Source organism: Sphingomonas sp. NFR04 (genome assembly GCF_900114095.1).
Classification (GTDB): Bacteria; Pseudomonadota; Alphaproteobacteria; order Sphingomonadales; family Sphingomonadaceae; genus Sphingomonas.
Genome location: NZ_FORV01000001.1, coordinates 1,212,872 through 1,236,694, shown reverse-complemented (window position 1 = coordinate 1,236,694; position 23,823 = coordinate 1,212,872). Strand labels below are relative to the sequence as shown.

Annotated in this window: 23 protein-coding genes; 11 read left to right on the top strand and 12 right to left on the bottom strand. The window is 67.8% G+C overall.

Translation table 11 applies throughout. The annotated features are described in order from the left end of the window. Nucleotide 1: 1 nt before the first annotated feature. From BM009_RS05830 to BM009_RS05810, 5 genes are all read left to right on the top strand, one after another. Entirely contained in the window at nt 2-646 is a 645-nt protein-coding gene (locus BM009_RS05830; RefSeq protein WP_093294481.1) for a sulfite oxidase-like oxidoreductase, read from the top strand. 134 nt (nt 647-780) lie between these two features. Further along, complete coding sequence (locus BM009_RS05825) at nt 781-1,143, top strand: response regulator (RefSeq protein ID WP_093294675.1); 363 nt, start codon at nt 781-783, stop codon at nt 1,141-1,143. Beyond that, nucleotides 1,140-2,906: a PAS domain-containing sensor histidine kinase gene (locus BM009_RS05820; RefSeq protein ID WP_093294479.1), complete on the top strand. Its 1,767-nt coding sequence runs from the start codon at nt 1,140-1,142 to the stop codon at nt 2,904-2,906. The genes BM009_RS05825 and BM009_RS05820 overlap by 4 nt, the downstream gene beginning before the upstream one ends. After that, a complete protein-coding gene (locus BM009_RS05815) occupies nt 2,903-3,520 on the top strand; it encodes a response regulator transcription factor (RefSeq protein WP_093294478.1) in 618 nt (205 codons plus the stop codon). The genes BM009_RS05820 and BM009_RS05815 overlap by 4 nt, the downstream gene beginning before the upstream one ends. A gap of 90 nt (nt 3,521-3,610) precedes the next feature. Further along, nucleotides 3,611-3,832 carry a hypothetical protein gene (locus BM009_RS05810; protein WP_093294476.1) on the top strand — a complete coding sequence of 74 codons (222 nt, stop codon included), beginning with the start codon at nt 3,611-3,613 and terminating at the stop codon, nt 3,830-3,832. Between the two features lie 40 nt (nt 3,833-3,872). On the opposite strand, the gene BM009_RS05805 is transcribed toward BM009_RS05810, so the two are convergent. Beyond that, nucleotides 3,873-4,400, bottom strand: coding sequence for a P-loop NTPase family protein (locus BM009_RS05805; protein WP_093294474.1), 528 nt, complete (start codon nt 4,398-4,400; stop codon nt 3,873-3,875). Between the two features lie 74 nt (nt 4,401-4,474). After that, nucleotides 4,475-5,290 carry a hypothetical protein gene (locus BM009_RS05800; protein ID WP_093294473.1) on the bottom strand — a complete coding sequence of 272 codons (816 nt, stop codon included), beginning with the start codon at nt 5,288-5,290 and terminating at the stop codon, nt 4,475-4,477. Nucleotides 5,291-5,559: 269 nt separating this feature from the next. Between BM009_RS05800 and BM009_RS05795 the strand changes: the two genes are divergently transcribed. After that, a complete protein-coding gene (locus tag BM009_RS05795; protein ID WP_093294674.1) occupies nt 5,560-6,228 on the top strand; it encodes a TylF/MycF/NovP-related O-methyltransferase in 669 nt (222 codons plus the stop codon). A 144-nt stretch (nt 6,229-6,372) separates the two neighbouring features. Here BM009_RS05795 and BM009_RS05790 read toward each other — a convergent pair whose 3' ends face one another. The 4 genes from BM009_RS05790 to BM009_RS05775 all read right to left on the bottom strand — a co-directional run bounded on the left by BM009_RS05790 (nt 6,373) and on the right by BM009_RS05775 (nt 9,711). Continuing rightward, nucleotides 6,373-7,449, bottom strand: coding sequence for a S8 family serine peptidase (locus tag BM009_RS05790; RefSeq protein ID WP_093294471.1), 1,077 nt, complete (start codon nt 7,447-7,449; stop codon nt 6,373-6,375). A gap of 74 nt (nt 7,450-7,523) precedes the next feature. Beyond that, nucleotides 7,524-7,982, bottom strand: coding sequence for a GNAT family N-acetyltransferase (locus BM009_RS05785; RefSeq protein ID WP_093294470.1), 459 nt, complete (start codon nt 7,980-7,982; stop codon nt 7,524-7,526). Then, a complete protein-coding gene (locus tag BM009_RS05780) occupies nt 7,979-9,097 on the bottom strand; it encodes a M14 family metallopeptidase (protein ID WP_093294468.1) in 1,119 nt (372 codons plus the stop codon). Before BM009_RS05780 ends, BM009_RS05785 begins: the two co-directional genes overlap by 4 nt. Further along, nucleotides 9,094-9,711: a DUF4136 domain-containing protein gene (locus tag BM009_RS05775; protein WP_093294467.1), complete on the bottom strand. Its 618-nt coding sequence runs from the start codon at nt 9,709-9,711 to the stop codon at nt 9,094-9,096. Before BM009_RS05775 ends, BM009_RS05780 begins: the two co-directional genes overlap by 4 nt. Nucleotides 9,712-9,923: 212 nt before the next feature. Between BM009_RS05775 and ykgO the strand changes: the two genes are divergently transcribed. The 3 genes from ykgO (at nt 9,924) to BM009_RS05760 (ending at nt 13,619) form a co-directional block, all read left to right on the top strand. Further along, a complete protein-coding gene (gene ykgO, locus BM009_RS05770) occupies nt 9,924-10,049 on the top strand; it encodes a type B 50S ribosomal protein L36 (RefSeq protein WP_010543750.1) in 126 nt (41 codons plus the stop codon). Between the two features lie 8 nt (nt 10,050-10,057). Further along, complete coding sequence (locus tag BM009_RS05765; RefSeq protein WP_093294465.1) at nt 10,058-10,678, top strand: HAD family hydrolase; 621 nt, start codon at nt 10,058-10,060, stop codon at nt 10,676-10,678. Nucleotides 10,679-10,841: 163 nt separating this feature from the next. Then, nucleotides 10,842-13,619: a bifunctional diguanylate cyclase/phosphodiesterase gene (locus BM009_RS05760; RefSeq protein WP_093294463.1), complete on the top strand. Its 2,778-nt coding sequence runs from the start codon at nt 10,842-10,844 to the stop codon at nt 13,617-13,619. Nucleotides 13,620-13,628: 9 nt separating this feature from the next. Here the strand turns inward: BM009_RS05760 and BM009_RS05755 are convergent, their stop codons facing one another. Next, nucleotides 13,629-14,498 (bottom strand): class I SAM-dependent methyltransferase, encoded by an 870-nt coding sequence (locus BM009_RS05755; protein WP_093294461.1) that lies wholly within the window; start codon nt 14,496-14,498, stop codon nt 13,629-13,631. Next, nucleotides 14,495-15,886: a threonine synthase gene (gene thrC / locus BM009_RS05750; protein WP_093294459.1), complete on the bottom strand. Its 1,392-nt coding sequence runs from the start codon at nt 15,884-15,886 to the stop codon at nt 14,495-14,497. The genes BM009_RS05755 and thrC overlap by 4 nt, the downstream gene beginning before the upstream one ends. Nucleotides 15,887-16,034: 148 nt before the next feature. Between thrC and mgrA the strand changes: the two genes are divergently transcribed. Continuing rightward, on the top strand, nt 16,035-17,099 hold the full coding sequence (gene mgrA, locus BM009_RS05745) for an L-glyceraldehyde 3-phosphate reductase (RefSeq protein WP_093294457.1): 1,065 nt from the start codon (nt 16,035-16,037) through the stop codon (nt 17,097-17,099). After that, nucleotides 17,096-17,557: a GreA/GreB family elongation factor gene (locus BM009_RS05740; RefSeq protein ID WP_093294455.1), complete on the top strand. Its 462-nt coding sequence runs from the start codon at nt 17,096-17,098 to the stop codon at nt 17,555-17,557. The genes mgrA and BM009_RS05740 overlap by 4 nt, the downstream gene beginning before the upstream one ends. A 170-nt stretch (nt 17,558-17,727) precedes the next feature. Here the strand turns inward: BM009_RS05740 and BM009_RS05735 are convergent, their stop codons facing one another. From BM009_RS05735 to BM009_RS05720, 4 genes are all read right to left on the bottom strand, one after another. After that, nucleotides 17,728-18,579, bottom strand: a complete 852-nt coding sequence (locus tag BM009_RS05735) for a fumarylacetoacetate hydrolase family protein (protein ID WP_093294453.1) — start codon at nt 18,577-18,579, stop codon at nt 17,728-17,730. Between the two features lie 268 nt (nt 18,580-18,847). Further along, nucleotides 18,848-19,150: a hypothetical protein gene (locus tag BM009_RS05730; protein WP_254772152.1), complete on the bottom strand. Its 303-nt coding sequence runs from the start codon at nt 19,148-19,150 to the stop codon at nt 18,848-18,850. 61 nt (nt 19,151-19,211) lie between these two features. Further along, nucleotides 19,212-20,639, bottom strand: coding sequence for an efflux transporter outer membrane subunit (locus BM009_RS05725; protein WP_093294451.1), 1,428 nt, complete (start codon nt 20,637-20,639; stop codon nt 19,212-19,214). A gap of 5 nt (nt 20,640-20,644) precedes the next feature. Further along, the gene (locus tag BM009_RS05720) at nt 20,645-23,821 is read right to left on the bottom strand and encodes an efflux RND transporter permease subunit (protein WP_093294449.1); all 3,177 of its coding nucleotides are present in this window, start codon (nt 23,819-23,821) and stop codon (nt 20,645-20,647) included. Between the last annotated feature and the right edge of the window lie 2 nt (nt 23,822-23,823).

The window sequence follows — 23,823 nt, the reverse complement described above, 5'->3', positions numbered from 1 at the left end:
AATGGACGAGGACAGCAAGCTCACCCGCTCCAAGCGCGCCTGGGCGGAGGCGGGCAAGTTCCTCACCGGCCGCACCGCGCGCCCCGACACCGAGCGGCTGCCGCCGGGCCAGCACCTCGTCACCAACTGGCCGGTGCTCGATCTCGGCCGCCAGCCCGAGGTGCGGCCCGAGCGCTGGCGGCTGACGATCGACGGCATGGTCGCCCGGCCGCTGACGCTCGACTGGCCGGCCTTCGAGGCACTCGCCACCGACGAGCGGACGAGCGACATCCACTGCGTCACCAGCTGGTCGCGCTACGACAATCGCTGGGCGGGCGTCGCCACCGCGCGGCTGCTCGAAATGGTCGAGCCGCGCGAGGAAGCCGCGGCGGTGATGCTCCACGGCTATGACGGCTATACCACCAACCTGCTGCTCGCCGACTTCGCCGCGCCCGACGCGCTGATCGCGCATCGCTGGGAGGGCAAGCCGCTCCACCGCGACCATGGCGGCCCAGCACGGCTGGTGGTGCCGCACCTCTATTTCTGGAAGAGCGCCAAGTGGATCTCGCGGATCGAGGTGATCGGGCGGGACCGGCCGGGCTTCTGGGAAGTGAACGGCTATCACCTGCGCGGCGACCCCTGGGCCGAGGAGCGCTATTCGCGCTGAGCCGAGCGCCAATACGTAGCTATCCGCATGACGCTGCAGATGCGGGCCGCATATTTTGGCCCCATGCGTTCTAGCGTCTGCCTTTCTCTCCTCCTTCCGCCGCGCGGGGTGCGCGCATGAAGGAGGGCGTGCCCATGCTCTCGCGAGGTGTGCGCGAACGCGTGCTGCTGGTCGATTCGCAGGACGATTCGCGCCGCGCGCTGCAATTGCTGCTCCAGGGCTGCGGGATGGACGTGCGCGCCTTTGCCTCCGCCGCGGCGGCGATGGCGGAAGCGACCCTCGAGCAGATCCGCACGCTGCTGATCGCGCGCGATCTGTCCGACGGCGATGCCGTCCACCTGCTCCGCCAGCTGGCGCTGCGCGGCTGGAAGGGGCGGGCAATCCTGATCGGCCAGAGCCATGCCGAACTCGACGACGAAGCCCGCGCTGCAGGGTTCGCGGGCGTGGTGAAGAAACCGGTCGGCCGGCTCGAGCTGCTCGGCGCGCTCGCGCGATGAACTTCCCGCTGCCGCCGTTCGACATGCCGGCGCCGGTGACGCTGGGCGGCCGGCTGCGGCGGCGCATCCCGGAGGCGATGGCGACGCTGCTGCTGCTCGTCTCCGGCCTGGCGCTGGCGCCGTTGGTCTCGCGCGGCGAGCGCTATGTGCTGGTCGGCGTGCTGCTGGCCTGGGTTGCGGCGATCCTGCTGCTCGCCTCGTACAGCCGCGCGCTGCGCCGCCGCCTGCGCGCCGAGGAGGCCGATGCCCGGAGGCGGGCCGATCGCGCCGACGAACTCGCCGCCGAGCTCAACCTGCTGATTGACGGCGCGGTCGGCTATGCGATCTACACCGTTGATCCCAAGGGCCGCGTGTCCTTCTGGAACGAAGGCGCGCGCCGGCTGAAGGGCTGGGGCGAGGAGGAGGTGCTCGGCCGCGACATGGCGTTGTTCTATCCGGGCTCGGCCGTGGCGGCGGGCAAGCCGCGCGCCGACCTCGACGCGGCGCTGCGCGACGGCAAGCTGGAGGAAGAGGATTGGCGGCTGCGCAAGGATGGCAGCGAATTCCTCGCCCAAGTGCTGATCACACCCTTGCGCGGCCCCGACGGGCGGCTGCGCGGCTTCGGCAAGGTGATCCGCGACATCACCGAGCAGCGCGCCAGCGAGCGCCAGGCGAGCGCCGCCGCGAACCATCTCCGCTCGATCCTGGCGACGGTGCTCGACGCGATGGTGATTATCGACGAGCGCGGCAACATCGTCTCGTTCAGCGCCGCCGCCGAGCGGATGTTCGGCTATGCCGAGGACGAGGTGGTCGGCGCGAACGTCAGCCTGTTGATGCCCACCGGCGACGGCGCGCGGCACGACGGCTATATCCGCCGCTATCTGGCGACCGGCGAGCGCCGGATCATCGGCACCGGCCGTACCGTCACCGGGCGGCGGCGCGATGGCAGCACCTTCCCGATCGAGCTGTCGGTGGGCGAGGCGATGACCGAGGGCGAGCGCGTCTTCACCGGCTTCATCCGCGACCTGAGCGACAAGCAGCGCGCCGAGCAGCGCATCGAGGAACTCCGCTCCGGTCTGATTCACGCCGCCCGCGTGAGCGCGATGGGCACCATGGCCTCGACGCTGGCGCACGAGCTCAACCAGCCGATCACCGCGGTGGTGAACTATGTGCGCGGCGTCTCGAACCTGCTCGATGCGGGCGATCCGGAGGACCTGCCGATGATCCGCGAGGCGCTCGACGATACCGCGCAGGAGGCACTGCGCGCGGGCACCATCGTCCGGCGCCTCCGCGAATTCGTCGCGCGCGGCGAGGTGGAGAAGAGCGTCGAGCAGATCCCCGATCTGGTCGACGAGGCCTGCAAGCTGGCGCTGATCGGCGCGCGCGAGAAGGGCGTCGTCGCCGAGTTCCTGTTCGATCCCGCCGCGGGGCCGGTGTTGGTCGACCGCATCCAGATCCAGCAGGTGCTGATCAACCTGATGCGCAACGCGATCGAGGCGATGGCCGATTCCCCCGAGCGGCGGCTGACCGTCTCCAGCCGGCTTGAGTCCCCCGGCTTTGTGCGGGTGACGGTGGCGGATACCGGGCCGGGCGTGGCCGCCGAAGTCGCCGACGACCTGTTCCGCGCCTTCCACAGCACCAAGGTCGACGGCATGGGCCTCGGGCTGTCGATCTGCCGCACCATCGTCGAGGCCAATGGCGGCCGCATCTGGCTGGCGCCGCGTGAGGGCGGCGGCAGCTGCTTTCACTTCACCCTCGTCCAAGTAGAAGGGAATACTCTGTGACCGACAAGCGCCTCGTCCATATCGTCGACGACGAGGATGGCGTCCGCCGTTCCGCCAGCTTCATGCTCAAGACCTCGGGCTTCGCCGTGCAGACCTGGCCCTCGGGCGTCGCCTTCCTCAAGGAAGCGCGCCATGTCGAGCCGGGCTGCGTGCTGCTCGACGTGCGCATGCCGGAGATGGACGGGCTGGAGGTGCAGCAGGAACTCCATGCCCGCGGCATCGCGCTGCCGGTGATCGTGCTGACCGGCCATGGCGACGTGTCGCTGGCGGTCAAGGCAATGAAGGCAGGCGCGGTCGACTTCCTCGAAAAGCCGATGGAGAGCCGCGCGCTGATCGATGCGATCAATCGCGGCTTCGAGCGGCTGGAGGCGGCCGAGGACGTCAAGACGCGCGCCGCGGACGCCGAGACGCTGCTCGGCGCGCTGACCGTGCGCGAGCGCGAGGTGCTGGACGGGCTGGCGCAGGGCTATCCGAACAAGACCATCGCCTATGACCTCGGCATCTCGGCACGCACGGTCGAAGTGCACCGCGCCAATGTGATGGCGAAGCTGGGCGCCAAGAGCCTGTCCGAGGCGCTCAGAATCGCGTTCGCGGCGGGGATGGGCGCAAGTTAAACGATTGCACAGCCGTGCATCCTTGGCGCTCTCGTGATAGGATCGGGGGACTCGGGAAAAACACGGAATCACGCACGCTGAGGAGCGGGAATGATGACGATGCACAGCGAACCGAACGCCATGGCAGCGGTGCTGCCGGAAGTGGAAGAGAGGCTGCGGTCCTGGTCGTCGGGCCTGTTCACCGCCTGGTGCGACGCGGTGGTGACGCCGTGGAACCTGGTGCCGCAACCCACCACCCATGAGGTCAGCCGCGGCGATCGGCTGACCATCCCCGAAGCGCTGGAAAGCGGGACGCTGTCGCTGTTCGCCTGAGGCGGCGCAGCAGGGGAAAGCCGGTTCTCAGCAGGCGTGCTCACCGGCGCAGATCGTGCTCGCGGTAGAAGTCGGCAATCGCTCGGGGCGAGGCAAGCAGAGCCTTCGGCAGCGCGATCTCTTCAAACATCCGTCGATAGCGTGCGCGATGGGCGCGGGTGGCGATCAGGATATAGTGGAGCATTGCCCATTTCACGCTGTCCCGCGCACCGGCAAGCGCGCCGTGGCGCTCGCGCCCGAACCAGCAGCGCCGGACATAGCGATAGAGGCTGACCGAGGTCGGCACGTCGAGCAGCAGCACGCCGGTCGCCCGCGCCAGGCGCTGCGGCAGCAGCCGGGTATAGTTGCCCTCGATCACCCAGCGGTCGCCGAGGATCGCTGCGTCGTGCAGGGCGGCGAAGTCGTCGGCGGGGCGGGGAAGCCAATCCGTGTGGGGGAGATGGTGGAGCTGATCGAGATGGATCGGCGGCAGCCCGCGTGCGGCGGCGATCGCGACGGCCAGCGTGGACTTGCCGCTGTTCGACGGCCCCAAAATGCAGAGGCGCGGGCCGAGTTGGTCGAGGGTCACGGCGGAAGCTCCTGCGCTGTCGACTGGCCTGTTCGCCGCCCCGCCATACCGATCCTGTGCCTGGAGGGGCTCGGCTACAGGACGTCCCGCTTGAGTATTTTCTTCGCGATGCGGGTGCCGCCCTTCTCGTTCGACTCGTCGGGGCAGGTGCCGGTGATCCGCGTCGCATGGATCGCGCCGCGATCGGCGCGGACCCGCAAGGTGGTTTCCTCCTCGGCGCCGTGATCGCCGCACGGCCAGTCGGCAAGCTCGGCCGGGCGCGGGTTGCGGGCCAGCGCCTCCCATTGCCAGCGATAGAGCGCCAGCGGGCGTTCGGGATGCTCGGCGCTGGTCAGCGCATGGAGGCCGGGATGCGCGCGCGAGGTGCCGACCGCCACCATCAACTGCTTGCCGCAGGGCAGCGCATCGATCTGCAGCAGGAATTCGCCCGCGACGCCGTCATGGTCATAATCGGCGAGCTTCAGGATCGGGACCGGGGGCCGGGCGCGGATCGCCTTGGGCGTGACCTCCTTCGAGACATCATCGTCGCCCATCGGCCAGCGTGGCAGGACTGCGGCCGGGCCGCCCGCGTCGGACAGCATCTCGGACCCGGCGAACAGCGGCGCCAGTGCCATTCGCTCGGGCCGTGCGCCGGGGCGCTGCCGTTCCAGCACCAGATCGCCGGTCTGCGCATAGGCGACGCCGCTGCACGGGCAGGTGATCGCCATCTCGGGATCCCGCGGGCCGCACATGCCGTCGTCGCGCGGCGCCCCGCGCCAGACCAGCCGCCAAACCTCCGGCACGCCGCCGATGGTGACGCTGCGCTGCTCGCGCACCAGCTCCGTGCCGGGCGCGGCGAGCAGCGGGGCGGCGACCAGCGCCAGCAGGGCGAGCAGGGGGCGGAACGGCATGCGCCCTTATGTCATGGGCGGCAGCGTGCCGGAAGCGTCTCCAGGTCGGTGCCGCCGCAGTTCGAGGGAACCAGCGCAGCGCAACGCTGCCAACCGCGTCGCTCCGCCTGGGGGGAACATCGCCGAACGATATAAGGAGCGGCCGCTTCCAGCAAAAAGCCGCAGGATAAACCTACGCTTAGAACGGATTTTGCAGACCGTCGTTCATCCTATGGTAACCGCATCGTACGAGACGGAAGCCGAGACGCTGTAGCGTGGGGAAGGTCAGAATGTCACATTACATGCCGACGGCTGCGATCGATATCTATGAAGTCGAAAACAACTTCCACCTGCGTTCGCACCCCTCGCGCATCGCCAAGCTTTTGGCGCACTATGAGCTTTACAAAAAGATCGTCGACATTCCAGGTTCGATCCTGGAAGTGGGTGTGTACAAAGGCGCGTCTTTCATGCGGTTCGCGAGTTTCCGCGAAATACTGGAAAATTCCTATAGCAGGCCGCTGGTCGGTTTCGACGCATTCGGCGCATTCCCGACTGACGGAGTTCAGGAGGAGACGGATCAAAGCTTCATCGAGAGGTTTGAAGCTGCGGGCGGTCCGGGTATTTCTCGAGAGTCCCTGAATGATCTTGTGGCGGCGAAGGGGTTTAGCAATACGACGCTCATCGAAGGCAATATTTTCCATACTGTTCCTGCGTATCTAAAGGAACAACCTGCCCTCAAGATCGCGCTCCTTCACCTGGATGTGGACGTCTATGAGCCGACCGCATTCGCCCTCGATCACTTTTTACCTCACATGTCTCGGGGCGGGCTGGTCGTGTTCGATGATTACGGCCTAGTCCAGGGCGCCACTCGCGCGGCGGACGAAGCTTCGGCAAAGCTCGGCGTCCGGATGAAGAAAATGTCCAATTACGTGATCCCGAGTTATTTCGAGATTCCCTGAATACCATCGGGTCCCGAGATGGCGCGGCATCGTTCCCGGAATGGCCCGCCAGATGGACGGACGATCGCTTCCGCGGGCTTGGGTGGTCGCGCTTATCAGCAGCCGAGGGGGCTAAGGCCGAAATGTCCCTGAGAACCCTTTCCCTTACCCCACCGGCGGCAGTGCCGCGAAGGTCTTGGCGATGTTCAGCACGCCGTTGCCATAGACCGGGTCGCGTCCCGGCGTGCCCGCATCGGTGGCGTTGGCGAGCAGCAGCGTCACGATCTGCGCGCCGGTCAGGTTCGGCCGGGCCTGGGCGACCAGCGCGATCGCGCCGCTGATCGCCGCGGCGGCGGGGGAGGTGCCGTCGTGCTGCGCGAGCAGGCCGTCCGAGCCTACCATGTTCACATCGTTGAACAGCGCGGTGAGGTACCAGGCAGCGTCCGGGCCGGTGCCGGCCTGGTTGGCGCGGTCGAAGGCGAAGGTGCCCGTCGCGTCGACGCCGCCGGCGATGATCACCCACCCGGGCGCGGCCTGCGCGAAGGCGCGGGCCATCAGCAGCGGCTGGCGCGGGTCGCCGTCATTGTTGCCGGCGCTGATCACCGTCACGATTCCTGCAGCGGCGGCGCGGCGGACCGCCTCCTCGAACACGTCATAACTCTGGTCGATCGAGAAGGAGAGGTTGATCACCCGCACCCTGGCGGCGATCGCCGCGTCGATCCCGGCGATCAGGCCGGCACTGAGGAAGGTGCACGCGGTCAGCCCGGTGCAGCTGGCCGGGTTGGAGAAGTTGAGCGACACCAAGGTCGCCTCATAGGCCACGCCGTGCATCCCCTGTCCGTCGCGCGCCGCCAGCGCGACGGAGGCCATCATCGTGCCATGCCCGCTGGTGTCCACGAGCCCGCGCGTGCCGGCGACATCGGCGCTGGCGGGGTCGATCCGCCCGGCGAACTCGGACACGCCCGGCGCGATGCCGGTGTCGAGGACCGCGATCTTCACCCCGCGCCCGGTAAAGCCGAGCTTATAGGCCGCCTCCGCCTGGGCGAAGCTGGCGGCGTTGGAGCGCTGGTCCTCCAGCTGCTCAGCGGTGGGGGTGGGCGCCGGCGTGCTCGCCGTCGGCCCGCTGGGCAGGACGACGACGCCCTTGCCCGAGTCGCTGCTGCCGCCCCCGCCGCTGCACGCCGATACCAGCGCCACACAACCCAAGCCGGCAGCGCGCAGCGCCCGAAATCGCTCGTGCATTTTCCCCCTCCCCCAAGACGTCGGGCGGAGAATGACACGGCGATTATGGCAGCAGCATGAATGAAATCTGTGTTTTACAGTGTGCGCGTGAGGAAACGACTATGCGGATCTTCCGCATAACTGCCGAAGGGTGCGCAGGGGACGAAGCCGTAGCGCTGATATAGCCGGTGCGCGGGCGCGAACGCCGACCCGGTGCCCGTCTCCAGGCTCAGCCGCGTCAGGCCGCGCGCCCGGGCGGTGGCGAGGATATGTTCCAGCACCGCCGCGCCGACGCCCTTGCCGAGTTGCGCCGGCACGGTGCGCATCGACTTCACTTCGCCGTGCGTCGCATCGAGCTGCTTGAGCGCGCCCATGCCGAGCAGATCCTCGCCCTCCCAGGCGCTCCAGAAGGTGACGTCCGCCGCCTGGAGGCCCGACAGGTCGAGGAAATGGCAACTCTCCGCCGGCGAGTTGGCGAGCATGCCCGATGCGTGCAGGCGCAGGAGGTCCTGCACCTGCGGCGCATCCAGCCCGCCTTCCCGGATCGTGATCACAGCGTGTCGATCATCCCTGCCAGCGTCTCGAGGCAGGCATGGGCGAGCAGCTTGCTGCGGATCGGCGACCAGCCGAATTCGGGATCGGCGTTCGCGTCATGGTCCTTGAACGGCATTTCCAGCGTCATCGACACCGCGCCGAATCGCTCGGCGACCTGGTTGGTCGACATGGCGAGGTTGGCCTTGCCCGGGGGCGACTTGTCATAGCCGAGCTCGGTCTGGAAATCGGGGGTTTGCGCCGCGAGGCGACGTCCGAATTCGTAGAATTTCTCGCCGAGTTCGTCCGTCCAGCTCGGGATGCCCTCGAAGCCGGCGAGGAAGTTGGCGGGGATGGCCTCATCGCCGTGGACGTCCATGGCGAAATCCACGCCGGTTTCGTCCATCGCATTGCGCACCGCCAGCACTTCCGGGCTGCGCTCCGGCGTCGGCGTGTGCCATTCGCGGTTGAGGTTCACGCCTGCCGCATTGGTGCGCAGATGGCCGCGCCGCGAGCCGTCCGGGTTCATGTTGGGCACGCAGTGGAAGGTCGCCTTGCTGCGGAGTGCCTGCGCCACCGCATTGTCCTCGTCGGTGAGGAACTCGAGCGCGCCTTCCATCCACCATTCGGCCATGCTCTCGCCCGGATGCTGGCGGGCATAGAGCCACACCTGCTTCGGACCCTCGCCCACGGTCAGGCAGTCGATCGGCTGGCCGTCCAGCGTCGTGCCCAGCTGGCGGTGCGTCACGCCCTCGGCCAGCGCGATGCGGCTGACGAGATCGTGGTGCCGCTCCATCGAATAGGGCGCAAAATAGGCGAACCAGGTGAGGTCCGTCTGGAAATGATGGGTGAAGCTGAGGATGCCCCCGGCATAGTCGGTGTCGGTCATCCGCCACGATTCGCGGTCGGCCGACCAGCGCGCCTTGTAGCCGGGCCAGCCGAAGGGATAGGCCGAGCTGCCCGCATTGAGGATGCGGAAGGTCAGCGTCCGCCCCTTCGCGCCGGCGACGCGGAAGTGGAACCACTGGAAGAAGTCCGACTGGTGATCGAGGACGATCTCGCAGTCGACCCGGTCGCCTTCGATGGCGACCACGCGGATGTTGCCGCTGTCGAACGCGGCGCTGATCTGGATGCTCATTTGACCGTCGTAGTGATCCCGGAGTCGCCGGGGAAGTCCTTGAACAGCGCAGCGGCCAGGCGCTGGGCGGTGGCGGCCGGCTGGTTGTCCTTGATGCCGACGCCGGTCGTCTCGGCGCGGCCTTCCCAGATCACGCTCTCGCCGGCGCGGCGGCGCAGCTGCACCCAGAGCTGCGAGACGAGGATCTCGTTCTGCTTGCGCTTGCCGAGGCCGAAGGAAATGCCGCCCCCCAGTCCGACGCCGCCGCCCCGGCCACCGCCGAAACTGCCGCCGCCCAGGCCCACCGATACCGGCGATTGCTCGCGGATCACGCCGCGCGAGGTGCGCGTGAACGAAACCGAGGCGATATAGCCCGCCGGGCGATCGCTGGTGGCGGGAACATAGCCGAGCTTGTTCAGCTCCGCCTGCACCGCATCGGCATAGGCGCGGAATTCGGGGGTGACATCCATCGCGCCCGACATCGGCACGACTGAAACGGTGGTGCGCTCGAACGGCTCGCTGAGGTGATAGCGGGTGACGTCGATCGGCGGACGACCACCGGTGGAGGTGCAGCCGGCGGCGAGCGCGGGCAGGGTGGCAAGCAGGGCAAGACGCAGATACGGATTCACGAACACGCACTCCTGTTTCGTGGGCGGAACGGGTGTATCCTGCCGGCGCGGGCCGGGTCGAGCGGATTTGCGTTGCCCATCGGCGATGGAACGTTCGGAGGGGGCGTTAGGCTGCATGGCGGCTGCATGCGACACACGCGGCCTTGACTTCCCGCCCCCGCGCTTATAGGCGAGCCGCTCTTTCCGGCATTCCAGATAATTTGAGAAGCGAATCGGTCATGAAGATCGTCAATTCATTGAAGTCGCTCAAGGGGCGGCACCGCGACAACCGCGTGATCCGCCGCCGTGGCCGGATCTACGTGATCAACAAGACGCAGAAGCGTTTCAAGGCACGTCAGGGCTGAGCCCACACGTGGGGACTGCGCCGCACGCCGTCATCTTCGACGTCGGCAACGTTCTTTTCCCTTGGGAACCGCGGCGTTTGTACGAGCGCCTGTTCGACAACGAGCAGGCGCTCGACGCGTTTCTGTCGCAGGTCGTCACCAAGGAATGGCATTTCCAGCATGACGCTGGCCGCCCCTTCGCCGAGACATCGGCGGAGCTGAGCGCGCTGTACCCGGAGCATGCCGACAAGATCGCGCTCTGGGGGCCGCGCTTTGGCGAGCAACTGGGGCCGCCGATCCCCGGCATGGCCGCGCTGGTCGAGGAACTCGATTCGGCGGGCATCGCGCTGTTCGGCATCACCAATTTCTCCGGCGAGTTCTGGCGGGCCTGGATGCCCGAGGTCGACTGGCTGTTCGGCCGCTTCCGGGACATCGTCGTCTCGGGTGACGAGAAGCTGGTGAAGCCCGATCCCGCCATCTACGCGCTGGCGCTGGAGCGATTCGGACTGCAGGGCCCGGACGCGGTGTTCGTCGATGATCTGCCGGTCAATGTCGAAGCGGCGCGGGCGCAGGGCATTCACGGCGTGGTGTTCACCGGTGCCGAGGCGTTCCGCGCCGAACTGGTGCGGCTGGGCGTGCTCGCAGGCTGAACGCTGGTCTTATTAATCCCTGCCATCAACGATCCTGCCGGCCCGCGTGCGGCCGCGCGTGCGCCGGGGCTCGCGCTGCCGCGCCGAACGCACGGAAAGATGCATGGAAGAGCAGGCTGTTAACACATGATGCGCTAGGCTCGGGCGATTTCCACGAGGTTTCATGTTCGCCATCGCCTATTGCATCGCCGGCCAGCACGATCTGCGCCTTGTCGCGCTCGCGGCCGGGATGTGCCTCCTGACGACGCTGACGGCCGTGCTGATGCTGCGGCAGAGCACCCGAGCCCCGCATGCCGCGCTGGGCTGGACGATCGGCGGGGCACTGGCGACGGCGTTCGGCATCTGGGCAACGCACTTCATCGCGATGCTGGGCTATGATCCCGGCTTCCAGTTCGGCTTTTCCATCGTCCTCTCGGCGGCCTCGCTTGCCGTCGTGGCCACGGCGATGCTGGCGGCCTTCTTCGTCGTGGAGCGTCGGAGCGGCGCGACCCGCCTCGCGGGTGCCGGCCTGCTCGCGGTCGGCGGCATTGCAACCATGCACTATATGGGCATCGCCGCCATCGACATGCCGGCGCACGTCCAGTGGCGCCCGGGCTATGTCGTGCTGTCGGTGCTGCTCGGGTGCGTGCCCTTCATCGCCGCCCTGCACGTTGCCGTACGCCGCAACTCGCTGCGCTCCGGACTCGGTGCCGCCTTGCTGATGCTCGCGGCGGTGGTCAGCCTGCACTTCACCGGCATGACGGCCATCCATCTGATCCCATGGCAGCGCGAAGCGGGTGGCGCCAATCTCTCGCCGCGCTCGATGTCGGTCGTGCTGTCGATCATCACCGTCGCGCTGCTCGCGGTGTGTTTCGGCAGCTGGTGGATCGCCCGGCGCGCCCGAGCGGCGATCGCTGCAAGCGAGCGGCAGTTCAGCATCCTGGCCAAGGGGATTTCGGACTGTGCGCTGTACATGCTCGATCCGCAGGGCCGGGTCGCCAACTGGAATACCGGCGCGGCGCGGCTGAAGGGCTATACCGAGGCCGAAGTTGTCGGCAGCCATCTCGCGCGCTTCTACACGCCAGAGGACCAGGCGGCCGGCGCGGCCGATGCGGCCCTCGCCACTGCCGTGCGCGAGGGCAAGTTCTCCGGCGGGGGGTGGCGCGTGCGCAAGGATGGCACCCGCTTCTGGGCGCATGTGACGATCGAGCGTATCCAGGACGAGGGCGGCCGGTCGCTTGGCTTCGCCAAGATCACCCGCGACATGACGCAGTACAAGCTGGACCAGGACCGCATCGCCGAGGCGCATCGCCATCTCGACGCGGCGCTGGAGAACATGCACCAGGGGCTGTGCCTGTTCGGCCCCGACGAGCGGCTGCTGCTGCGCAACGAGCGGTTCCTGAAGCTCTGGCAATTGCCGCCGGAAGCCTGCCCGCCCGGCACCACGCTGCTGGCGGTGATCCGGGCTGCGCTGGAGGGGCGCACCGGCGGCGCAGTCGCGGAAGCGCGCGTCGCCGAAGCGCGGCAACGCATCCTCGATTCGCTCGACGAGGGTGCGGATCCCACCATCGTCGCCGAATATGATGCCGATTTCGTGCTCTCCGTCGATAACCGCAAGCTGCCGGACGGCGGGTGGGTGACCACGGTCGAGGATATCAGCGAGCGGCGCCGCTCGGAGTCGCGCATCGCGCACATGGCGATGCACGATGCGCTGACCGGGCTGCCCAATCGCGTACAGTTCCATGGCTGGCTGGACGCGGAGCTTGCCCGGACGGCCAATGATCGCGCCAAGGTGGCGGTGGCCGCCATCGATCTCGACAGGTTCAAGGAGATCAATGACTCGCTGGGGCACAGCGAGGGGGACCGGGTGCTGCGCGAAATAGGCCAGGGGCTGGCGGGCGCGCTCCAGGAACAGGAGATCGCTGCGCGGATGGGCGGTGATGAGTTCGCCGTCGCCAAGCGATTCGAGCAGGCGGCGGAGCTGGAAGCCTTTGTCGCGCGCCTGGAAGCCAGTGTGTTCGGCGGGTTCGCCGCGCACGGCTCGCTGTCCGTAGGAGCGAGCATCGGCGTTGCGGTCTATCCCAGCGATGCGCCGGACCGCGAGACGCTGCTCAACAATGCCGATCTTGCCATGTATCGCGCCAAGGCCGATTTCGCCGAACGCATCTGCTATTACGAGCAGGGCATGGACGAGCAGGCCCGGCACCGCCGGGTGATCGCGAACGATCTGCGCTATGCAGCGGCGCGGGGCGAATTGCGGCTGCTGTACCAGCCGCAGCGCTCGCTGCTCACCGACGACGTGGTGGGGTACGAGGCGCTGCTGCGCTGGGCACATCCGCGGCTGGGCAACATCCCGCCGATGGACTTCATCCCGATCGCCGAGGAAACCGGCGAGATCATCCGGCTCGGCGAATGGGTGCTGCGCACCGCCTGTGCCGAGGCGGCGGGCTGGTCGTCCGGGCAGAATGTCGCGGTCAACCTCTCTCCGGTGCAACTGCTCAAGCCCGACCTGCCCGAGCTGATCACCGCGATCCTGGTCGAGACCGGGCTGGCCCCGACGCGGCTCGAACTGGAGATCACCGAAACCGCGCTGATCGCCGACAAGGCGCGCGCGCTGCACAGCCTGCGCCGCATCAAGGCCTTGGGCATCCGGGTGGCGATGGACGATTTCGGCACCGGCTATTCGTCGCTCGACACGCTCCACTCCTTCCCGTTCGACAAGATCAAGATCGACAAATCGTTCCTGGCGGATTCGGAGCGGAGCGAGCAAGCGCGGGCGATCATCCGCGCGATCCTGGCGCTGGGCCGCAGCCTGTCGATCCCGGTGCTGGCCGAAGGGCTGGAGACCGACTCGCAGCGCGAACTGCTGCTGCGCGAGGGCTGCGAAGAGGCGCAGGGCTATCTGTTCGGCCGGCCGGCACCGATGCAGGACGCGGGCGCGCTGGCCCGGACCGGGTCGTAAGGTGCGAGCCTAGCGCGACCAGCGCGCGAAGATCGCCGTCGGCAGCTCCAGCCCGCGCGCCTCTTCGCGCACCGTCAGCTCGCCCGCTTCCACCGTGCCGCCCTTGTCCGCCATCGCCTGGCGGACCAGTTCCCCGATCGCCAGCGCCGACATGCGCACCGCATAGACGGTGAGGAACAGGAAGCGCGAATCGGCATCGAGCAGCTTGGCGACGTCCTCGATCAGGGACGGCAGGCCTTCCTCCAGCTTCCACACCTCGCCGTTGGGCCCGCGGCCCCATTTGGGCGGGTCGAGGATGATGCCGTCATAGCGCCGCCCGCGGCGCACCTCGCGCGCGGTGAACTTCATCGCGTCGTCGATCATCCAGCGGATCGGCTTGTCGGTCATGCCCGAAAGCTCGGCATTGGCCTTGCCTTCCATCACCGACTTCTTGGAGGCGTCGACATGCGTCACCTTCGCCCCCGCCGCGGCCAGCGCCAGCGAGCCGACGCCGGTATAGCCGAACAGGTTCATGCACTCAGGGCTGTCCATGCCGTCGATGCGGCTGCGCATCCAGTCCCATACCGGCGCCATGTCCGGGAAGAAGCCGAGGTGGCGGAAGGGCGTGGTCTGGGCGGTGAAGCGCACCTCGCGCCATGCCAGCGGCCAGCCCTCGCGCGGCGTGGCCTTCAGATACTCCCAGCGGCCGCCGCCATCCTCGTCCGAGCCGGGGACGAACTCGGCATGCGCGTCCCAGTCGGCCGAGGCGGGGGCCCACATGGCCTGGGGCTCGGGGCGGATGAAGCGATAGGCGCCGTAGCGCTCCAGCTTCCGCCCATGGCCGGAGTCGATCAGGCCATAGTCGGCCCAGGGCTCGCCAGTGAGGGTAACGAGCTTCATGCCTTGGCGTGGGCCCGCTCGGCGATATAGCCGGTGATCGCATCGAACGTGGCGGGCAGGGTGTCGTAGCGCTCCTGGCGCTCGAACAGGTCGCCGACGCGATTGGGCACGTGCGGGCGGACGCCGGTGGCGCGCTCGACGGCGTCGCGGAACTTGGCGGGGTGCGCGGTGGCGAGGGTCACCACGGGCACGTCCTGCGCCAGCCCGGCGCGCTGGGCGGCGGCGAGGCCGATCGCGGTGTGCGGGTCGATCACCTGGCCCGCTTCGGCGCAGGCCCAGCGCATCGCTTCGTTCATGCCGTCGGCATCGATCGCGTCGCTGGTGAACAGCTTCGACGCGCCTTCGCGCTGCATGTTGGTGAGCTGCATCGCGCGGCTGCTCTCGAAGCCGCGCATCTGCTCCGCGATCGGCGCGCCTGCGAGGTCGGCCAGCAGCCGCTCGAAGTTGGAGCTGACCTGGATGTCCATCGAGGGCGCGGCAGTGGGGGTGACGGTGCCCGCCGAATAGTCGCCGGCGGAGAGCGCCCGGTGGAGGATGTCGTTGACGTTGGTCGCCACGACCAGCTTGGCCACCGGCAGCCCCATGCGCGCCGCGACATAGCCGGCGAAGACGTCGCCGAAATTGCCGGTCGGCACCGAGAAGGCGACCGCCCGCTCCGGCGCGCCGAGGCGCACGGCGGCATAGAAATAATAGACCACCTGCGCCATCAGCCGGGCCCAGTTGATCGAGTTGACGGCGCTCAGCTGGAAGCGGCCCGAAAAGTCCGCATCGTTGAACATCGCCTTCACCAGCGCCTGGGCATCGTCGAAGCTGCCGTCGATGGCGATGTTGTGGACGTTGGGGGCGAGTACGGTGGTCATCTGGCGGCGCTGAACGTCGGACACGCGGCCCTGCGGATGCAGCATGAAGATGTCGACGCCGATGCGGCCCGCCACCGCGTCGATCGCCGCGCTGCCGGTGTCGCCCGAGGTCGCGCCGACGATGGTGAGGTGCTGGTTGGTGCCGACGAGGAACTTCTCGAACAGCAGCCCCAGCAGCTGGAGCGCCACGTCCTTGAAGGCGAGGGTAGGACCGTGGAACAGTTCGAGCAGCCAGTGCTGCTGGTCGATCTGGACCAGCGGGGTCACCGCCGCATGGGCGAAGCGGCCATAGGCCTGGGTGCAGAGCTGGCGCAGCTCGTCTTCGCTCAGGTCCGGGGTGACGAAGGGCAGCATGACCCGAACCGCCGTCTCGACATAGGAGAGGCCGCGGAATCCCGCGATGTCCTCGGCCGAGAAGCGCGGCCACTGAGTCGGGACGTAGAGGCCGCCGTCGCTGGCGAGGCCGGTGAGGGTGACGTCGCGAAAGCCCAGCAAGGGCGCGCCGCCGCGGGTGCTGTGATACTGCATGGCCGTCCGCGTTACCGGGCGAGGGGCGGGACGACAAGATAGCTGTCCTTGGGGGCGGCTTGCCATTGTCGGCATGCCAGGGTGTTCCGTGCTGGACCCTGCCTGCGTATAGGCGCGTTCGACCAAGCATTCCCGATGGAGAGACACGATGGCCTATCCCCAGCCCTGGCACGCCGATGCCGACCGTTATGATGGCCGCATGCCCTATCGCCGCTGCGGCGTGAGCGGGCTCGACCTGCCGGCGATCAGCCTGGGGCTCTGGCAGAATTTCGGCGGCACCGACGTGTTCGAAAATGCCCGCGCGATGCTGCGCCGGGCGTTCGATCGCGGCGTGACCCACTTCGATCTCGCGAACAATTACGGCCCGCCCTACGGTTCTGCGGAAGAGAATTTCGGCCGCGTGCTGGCAACCGACCTCGCCAGCCATCGCGACGAGCTGATCATCTCGACCAAGGCGGGCTGGGACATGTGGCCTGGACCCTATGGAGACGTCGGCGGCAGCAAGAAGTATCTGATCGCCTCGTGCGACCAGAGCCTCAAGCGCATGGGCCTCGACTATGTCGACATCTTCTACTCGCACCGCGTCGATCCGAAGACGCCGCTGGAAGAGACGATGGGCGCGCTCGCCCAGATCCACCGCCAGGGCAAGGCGCTGTACGTGGGTATCTCCAGCTATTCGCCCGAGCTGACCCGCCAGGCGGCGGCGATCCTCGCGGACTACAAGGTGCCGCTGCTGATCCATCAGCCGAGCTATTCGATGCTCAACCGCTGGATCGAGGAAAGCCTGCTCGACACGCTGGAGGATCTCGGCACCGGCTGCATCGCCTTCTCGCCGCTGGCGCAGGGGATGCTGACGCGGAAGTACCTCAACGGCGTGCCCGAGGATGCGCGCGCGGCCAAGGGCGGCACCTCGCTCGACACGCGGCTGCTGTCGGACGAGAACATCGCCCGGATCCGCGCGCTCAACGCCATCGCCGAGAAGCGCGGGCAGACGCTGGCGCAGATGGCGATCGCCTGGGTGCTGCGCGATCCCCGCGTGACCTCGGCGCTGGTCGGCGCGCGGACGGTGCAGCAGCTCGACGATTCGCTCGATGCGGTGAAGAATCTCAGTTTCTCGGCGGAGGAACTGGCCGAGATCGACACCCATGCCACCGAAGGCGCGATCGATCTGTGGAAGGTCTCGTCGACGCTCGAGGAGCTGCCCCAGCGATGAGCGTCGCCTTCCGCCGCGAGAGCGACGAGGAACATAAGGAACCGAAGTTCGAGCTGCCGCTGCCGGCCGGGCCCAATCTGGTCACGGCGGCGGGCCCGGCGCTGATCGCGGGCAAGGTCGCGGCGCTGGAAGCCGCGATCGGGGGGGAGGGCGATGCCGAGGCCAAGGAAGTGCTCAAGCGCGAGCTCCGCTACTGGAACACCCGCGCCGCCACCGCGCAGGTCGCGCCGCCGATCGAGGACGGCGTGGCGGGGATCGGCGCGCGGGTGCGGATCAAGCTGAACGGCCGCGAGCGGGTGATCGAGATCGTCGGCCATGACGAGGCCGATACCGCGGCCGACCGGCTGGCCTTCCAGGCGCCACTGGCGCACGCGCTGCTCGGCGCGGAGGAAGGCGAGCGAGTCGATTTCGGCGGCAAGGCCGAGGCGATCGAAGTGCTGGCGGTGGAGGCGATCTAGAGCTTTGGGGGAAGTTTCCCCCTCACCCTTCCGCGCCTTCGGCGCTCCCTCCCTCTCCCACAAGGGGAGAGGGAGCAGTGCTTCCAAACTCCCTCTCCCCTTGTGGGAGAGGGAAGGGGCCCGCTGCCGAAGGCAGTGGGAAGGGTGAGGGGGACGTTTCCTCCTTCAGCTCACCCCTCCAGCTTCGCCAGGTCGAACGCGATCACGTCCTGGCGCTGGGTGCCGAGGCCGGTGATCCCCAGCTCCATCACGTCGCCGGGCTTGAGGAAGATCTTGTCCGGCTTCTGGCCCTCGCCGACGCCCGGGGGCGTGCCGGTGATCAGCAGGTCGCCGGGGTGGAGCGTGATGAAGCGGCTCATATACGCGATGCATTCCGCCACCGGGAAGATCATCGTCGACGTGTTGCCGGTCTGCATCCGCTTGCCGTTGAGGTCCAGGTACATGTCGAGCGCCTGGCAGTCGGCGACCTCGTCCGGGGTGACCAGCCACGGGCCGACGGGGCCGAAGGTGTCGCAGCCCTTGCCCTTGTCCCACTGGCTGCCGAGCTCCTTCTGGAAGGCGCGCTCCGACACGTCGTTGGCGAGGACATAGCCGGCCACGTGGTCCAGTGCATCGGCCTGGTCGACATGGCGGCAGGTCTTGCCGATGATCACGCCCAGCTCGACTTCCCAATCGGTCTTCTGCGAACCCTTGGGGATCATCACCGGATCGTTCGGGCCGGTCAGGCACGAGATCGCCTTGGTGAAGAAGATCGGCTCGGGCGGCGGCTCGAGGCCGGCTTCGCGGGCGTGATCGGCATAATTGAGGCCGATCGCGAGGAACTTGCCGATATCGGCGACGGGCACGCCGAGGCGCGGATTGCCTTCGACCAGCGGCAGCGTGGTGGGATCGACCGCGCGGATCCGCTCGATCACGTCGACGGTCAGGTCGGGCACCAGACCGGTCAGGTCGCGGATGCGGCCCTCGGCGTCCAGGATGCCGGGCTTTTCGCCCCCGCGCGGGCCGTAGCGAAGCAACTTCATGCAAGCGTCCTCATTCAGGAAAGACAGACGATTGCGCCCTAGCGCGGGCAGCCGCCTCGCCAAAGCGGGATTTGCCGATTTGTAGGATTATTAGAGACGGAGCCGGGGCGAGCGGAGGGCGGCTTTGCCCGCACCATGCAACATCAACACCCGTCATCCCGGCGGAAGCCGGGATCCAGGCGCCACTAGGGTGTGGCAAAAGCCGCGACGGCGACTCCAATGGACCCGGGCTTTCGCCGGGGTGACGGCGGTCGGACGGCGTCCGCGCTCAGCTCACGCGGCGGAGGTGCTTGCCGCCATAGCGCTGCCCCAGATAGTCGGCGAGGCGCTGGATATAGTTGCGCGCGTTCGCCGCCTTGTCCGGGCAGCAGGGCAGCGGGTTCTTGCTCACGCCCGCGGCGCGGCGCTCGACCTTCTGGCAGAGCAGCTCGAGATCCTGGCGCGAGAGCAGGTTCTTTTCCCGCATCACGCAGAGCAGGCCTTCAAGGATGATCATGCTCTCGTCGGCGGTCTGCACCGGCAGCGGCGGCAGATCCTGCTCCTGGTTCGGGTGCACTTCGTTCAGCGACACGACACCTCTCCTTCTCCTATTGGATCCAGAGAGTATGCCGATTTTCGCAAGTGGCAAGCGTCTAGTCGAGCCCGCCGCCTAAGGTTCTGTACAGGGTCACCAGATTGCTCGCGCGGGTGAGCCGGGTGGTGACCAGGCTCTGCTCGGCGGCATAGGCGCTGCGCTGCGAATCGAGCACGGTGAGGAACGAATCCACCCCCGCCCGGTAGCGCGCGTCGGACAGCCGCGCCGCGACCTCGGCCGCATTGGCCCGGGCGCTCTGCGCGCGCAGCTGCTCCTCGATCGTACCGCGCTGGGCAAGCGCATCGGCGACTTCGCGGAAGGCGGTCTGGATCGTCTTCTGATAGGTGGCGACGGCACCTTCGCGGGCGGCCCGGTAGTAATCCAGATTCGCCTGGTTCTTGCCGAAATCGAAGATGTTGACCGAAGCCGACGGCGACACCGAATAGGTATCGCTGCCGCTGCCGAACAGCTTCCCGAGCGTCGCGCTGATCGTGCCGACCGTCGCGGTGAGCGAGATGCGCGGGAAGAAGGCCGCGCGCGCGGCACCGATATTGGCGTTCTGCGCGATCAGCTCGTGCTCGGCCTGGAGCACGTCGGGGCGACGCAGCAGCACTTCGGAGGGCACGTTGCCGGGCAGTGCGTCGATCGTCGCCTTGGCGTCGCCCAGCGTCTCGGGCAGCAGCTCGGCTGCGACGGGGGCGCCGGTGAGCAGCTGGAGCGCGTTGATGTCCTGCGCGATCCGGGTCTGCGCCGTCGCGACGTCGTTGCGCGCGGATTCGTAGCTCGTCTCGGCCTGGCGCGACTCGAGTTCGGACGCGGTGCCGATGCGGAACTGCGCACGGGTCAGATCCAGCGACTGCTGGAAGGCCTTGAGCGTGTTCTGCGCGATGGCGAGCTGCTCGCGATCCGAGGCGAGGGTGAGCCAGGCGCTGGCGATCTCGCCGATCAGCGTGACGCGGGTGGCGCGCTGCGCCTCGGTGCTGGCGAAATATTGTTCCTGCGCGGCGGTGCTGAGATTGCGCAGCCGGCCGAACAGGTCGACCTCGAAGGACGAGATGCCGGCATTGAGGTTGAAATACTGGATGTCGGCGACGCCACTGCCCGCCGCGCCTCCTGCGCTGGCGGCGAAGGAGGCGGTGTTGGTGTAGGTGCCCGCGCCGCTGACGCCCAGCGTCGGCAGGATATTGGCACGCTGGCCGCGATATTGCGCCCGCGCCTGCAGCACATTGGCGGCGGCGAGGCGCAGGTCCTGGTTGTTGTCCAGCCCCAGCTGGATCACCCGGCGCAGGCGATCGTCGACGAAGAAGTCGCGCCAGCCGATCTTGCTGATGTCCGGCGCGTCGGAGGCGGCGGCCGGGTAGACGTCGCCCTGGGGCAGCGCCGCCGGGATCGCTGGCTGGGGCCGGCTGTACTTGGGCGCCAGGTTGCAGGCCGAGAGCGCGGTGCTCGCGGCCAGCGCGAGGAGCAGGGGAAAGCGGTTGGTCACGGCCGTCAGGCTCCCTGCGGCGCCGTAGCGCCGCCATCATGGTTGGTATCCGGGCCCGTCTGGTTCCGGTTGCGGCGGCGATCGAACAGATTGCGCACCACCACGAAGAACATCGGCACGAAGAAGATCGCCAGCACCGTCGCGGAGAGCATCCCGCCCACCACCGCACGGCCGATCGCGTTCTGGCCGCCGGCGCCCGCGCCGGTGGAGATCGCCAGCGGCAGCACGCCGAAGATGAAGGCAAGGCTGGTCATCAGGATCGGGCGCAGACGCAGCTTGGCGGCTTCGATCGCCGCGTCGAAGGCGCTCATGCCCTCGCGCATCCGCTCCTCGGCGAACTCGACGATCAGGATCGCGTTCTTCGCCGAGACGCCGATCGTGGTGATCAGGCCGACCTGGAGGTAGATGTCGTTGTTGAGCCCGGTGAGCCATGCCGCGAGCAGCGCGCCGAGCACGCCGAGCGGCACCACCAGGATGACCGAGATCGGCACCGACCAGCTCTCGTAGAGTGCAGCGAGGCAGAGGAACACGATCAGCAGCGACAGCGCGTAGAGCGACGGCGCCTGGCCGCCCGACAGGCGTTCCTCATAGGAGAGGCCCGTCCATTCGAGCTGCGTGCCCGGCGGCAGCTTGGCATGGATCGCCTCCATTGCCGCCATCGCGTCGCCGGTCGAGGTGCCGGGGGCGGGCGAGCCGAGGATTTCCATCGAAGGCAGGCCGTTATAGCGGGTGAGCTGCACCGGCGCCTGCGCCCAGCTGAGCGTCGAGAAGGCGGTGAACGGCGTCATCGTGCCGGTCGGCCCGCGGACGAACAGGTTGGCGATGTCCTCCGGCGTCAGGCGATAGGGGGCATCGGCCTGGACATAGACGCGCTTGACGCGGCCACGATCGATGAAGTCGTTGACGTACGAACCGCCCCAGGCGGTGGCGATGGTGCTGTTGACCGAGGCGAGGTCGAGCCCGAGCGCCTTGGCCTTGTCCTGGTCGATGTCGACCTTGAGCTGCGGCGCGTCGTCGAGCGCGTTGGGGCGCACGCCGACCAGCCGCTTGTCCTGCATCGCCATGCCCAGCATCATGTTGCGCGCCTGGAGCAGGCGCTCATGGCCGATGCCGCCGGTATCGACGAGTTGGAGGTCGAAGCCGGTCGCGTTGCCCAGCTCCTGCACCGCGGGCGGGGTAATCGCGAAGATCAGGCCGTCGCGATATTGCGAGAACACGCCCATCGCGCGACCGACGATCGAGCTGGCGGCATTCTTGCGGCCGGGGCGATCGGACCAGTCGTTGAGCGGCATGAAGGCCAGGCCGCTGTTCTGGCCGGCGCCGGCGAAGCTGAAGCCGTTGATCGTGAAGACGCCCTTCACATTGCCCGCTTCCTCCTTGAGGAAGTGGTCGCGGATCAGGTCGAGCCCCTTGTCGGTACGCGCCGAGGTTGCGCCCGCCGGCCCTTGCACCAGCGCGATCACGATGCCCTGGTCTTCCTCGGGGAGGAAGCCGCCGGGCAGGCGCAGGAACAGGAAGCTCATGCCGCCGATGATCAGCAGATAGATCAGGCTCGACCGCTTCCAGCTGCGCGCGGTGCTGCGCACGCCCTTCTCGTACTTGGCCTGGCCTCGGTCGAACTTGTCGTTGAACCAGCGGAAGAAGCGCGCGAGCGGGCCGTTGCCTTCCAGCTTGTCCGGATTGTGCGGCTTGAGGATGGTGGCGCACAGCGCGGGGGTGAGCACCAGCGCCACGAACACCGACAGCGCCATCGCCGAGACGATGGTGATCGAGAACTGGCGATAGATCACGCCGGTGGAGCCGCCGAAGAACGCCATCGGCAGGAACACCGCCGACAGGACGAGCGCGATGCCGACGAGTGCGCTGGTGATCTCTTCCATCGACTTGCGCGCGGCATCGATCGGGCTGAGATGCTCGGTGGTGATCAGGCGCTCGACATTCTCGACGACGACGATCGCGTCGTCGACGAGCAGACCGATCGCCAGCACCATGCCGAACAGGGTGAGCGTGTTGATCGAATAGCCGGCGATCGCCATCACCGCGAAGGTGCCGAGCAGCACCACCGGCACCGCGATCGTCGGGATCAGCGTGGCGCGGAAGTTCTGCAGGAACAGGAACATCACCAGGAAGACGAGCACCACCGCTTCGATCAGCGTGTGCACCACCTGCTCGACCGACAGGCGGACGAACGGGGTGGTGTCGTACGGGTAGATGACCTTGATGTCCGACGGGAAGGTCTTGGCAATCTCGTTCACGCGAGCCTTGACCAGGTCGACCGTGGTCAGCGCGTTGGCGCCGGGGGCGAGCTTGATGCCGATGCCGGCGCCGGGCTTGCCGTTCCATTTCGAATCGAAGCCATAGCTTTCCGCGCCGATCTCGACACGCGCGACGTCGGCCAGGCGCACCACCGACCCGTCGGTGCCGCTCTTCAGGCGGATCTGCGCGAACTGGTCGGGCGTGGTGAGCCGCGACTGGACCGACACCGTGGCGTTGAGCATCTGCTCCTTCGGCGCGGGGCGGGCGCCCAGCTGGCCGGCCGAGACCTGCGCGTTCTGCGCACGGATCGCGGTGGTCACGTCGTCCATGGTGAGCGCGTATTTGTTGAGCTTCACCGGATCGACCCAGACGCGCATCGCATATTGCGAGCCGAAGATCTGGGTATCGCCGACGCCGTTCACGCGCGACAGCGGGTCCTGCAGCTTGGACACGGCATAGTCGGCGAGATCGGTGCCGCTGTGCGCGCCGTTCTCCGAATAGAGGCCGATCACGACGAGGAAGTTCTGCGTCGCCTTGGCGACCTGGATGCCCTGCTGCTGCACTTCCTGCGGCAGGAGCGGGGTGGCCGCCTGCAGCTTGTTCTGCACCTGCACCTGGGCGATGTCGGGATTGGTGCCCTGCTCGAAGGTCAGCGTGATCGTGACGGTGCCCGCCGACGAGGAGGAGGACGAAAAGTAGCGAAGGTGATCGATGCCCTTCAGCTGCTGCTCGATGATCTGCGTCGTCGTGTTTTCCAGCGTCCGGGCATCGGCACCCGGATAGGTGGCGGTGATCGAGACGGCAGGCGGCGCGATCGCCGGGAACTGCGCGATCGGCAGGCTGCGGATCGCGAGGATGCCCGCCAGCATGATGATGATCGCGATGACCCAGGCGAAGATGGGCCGATCGATGAAATAGCGCGACATGG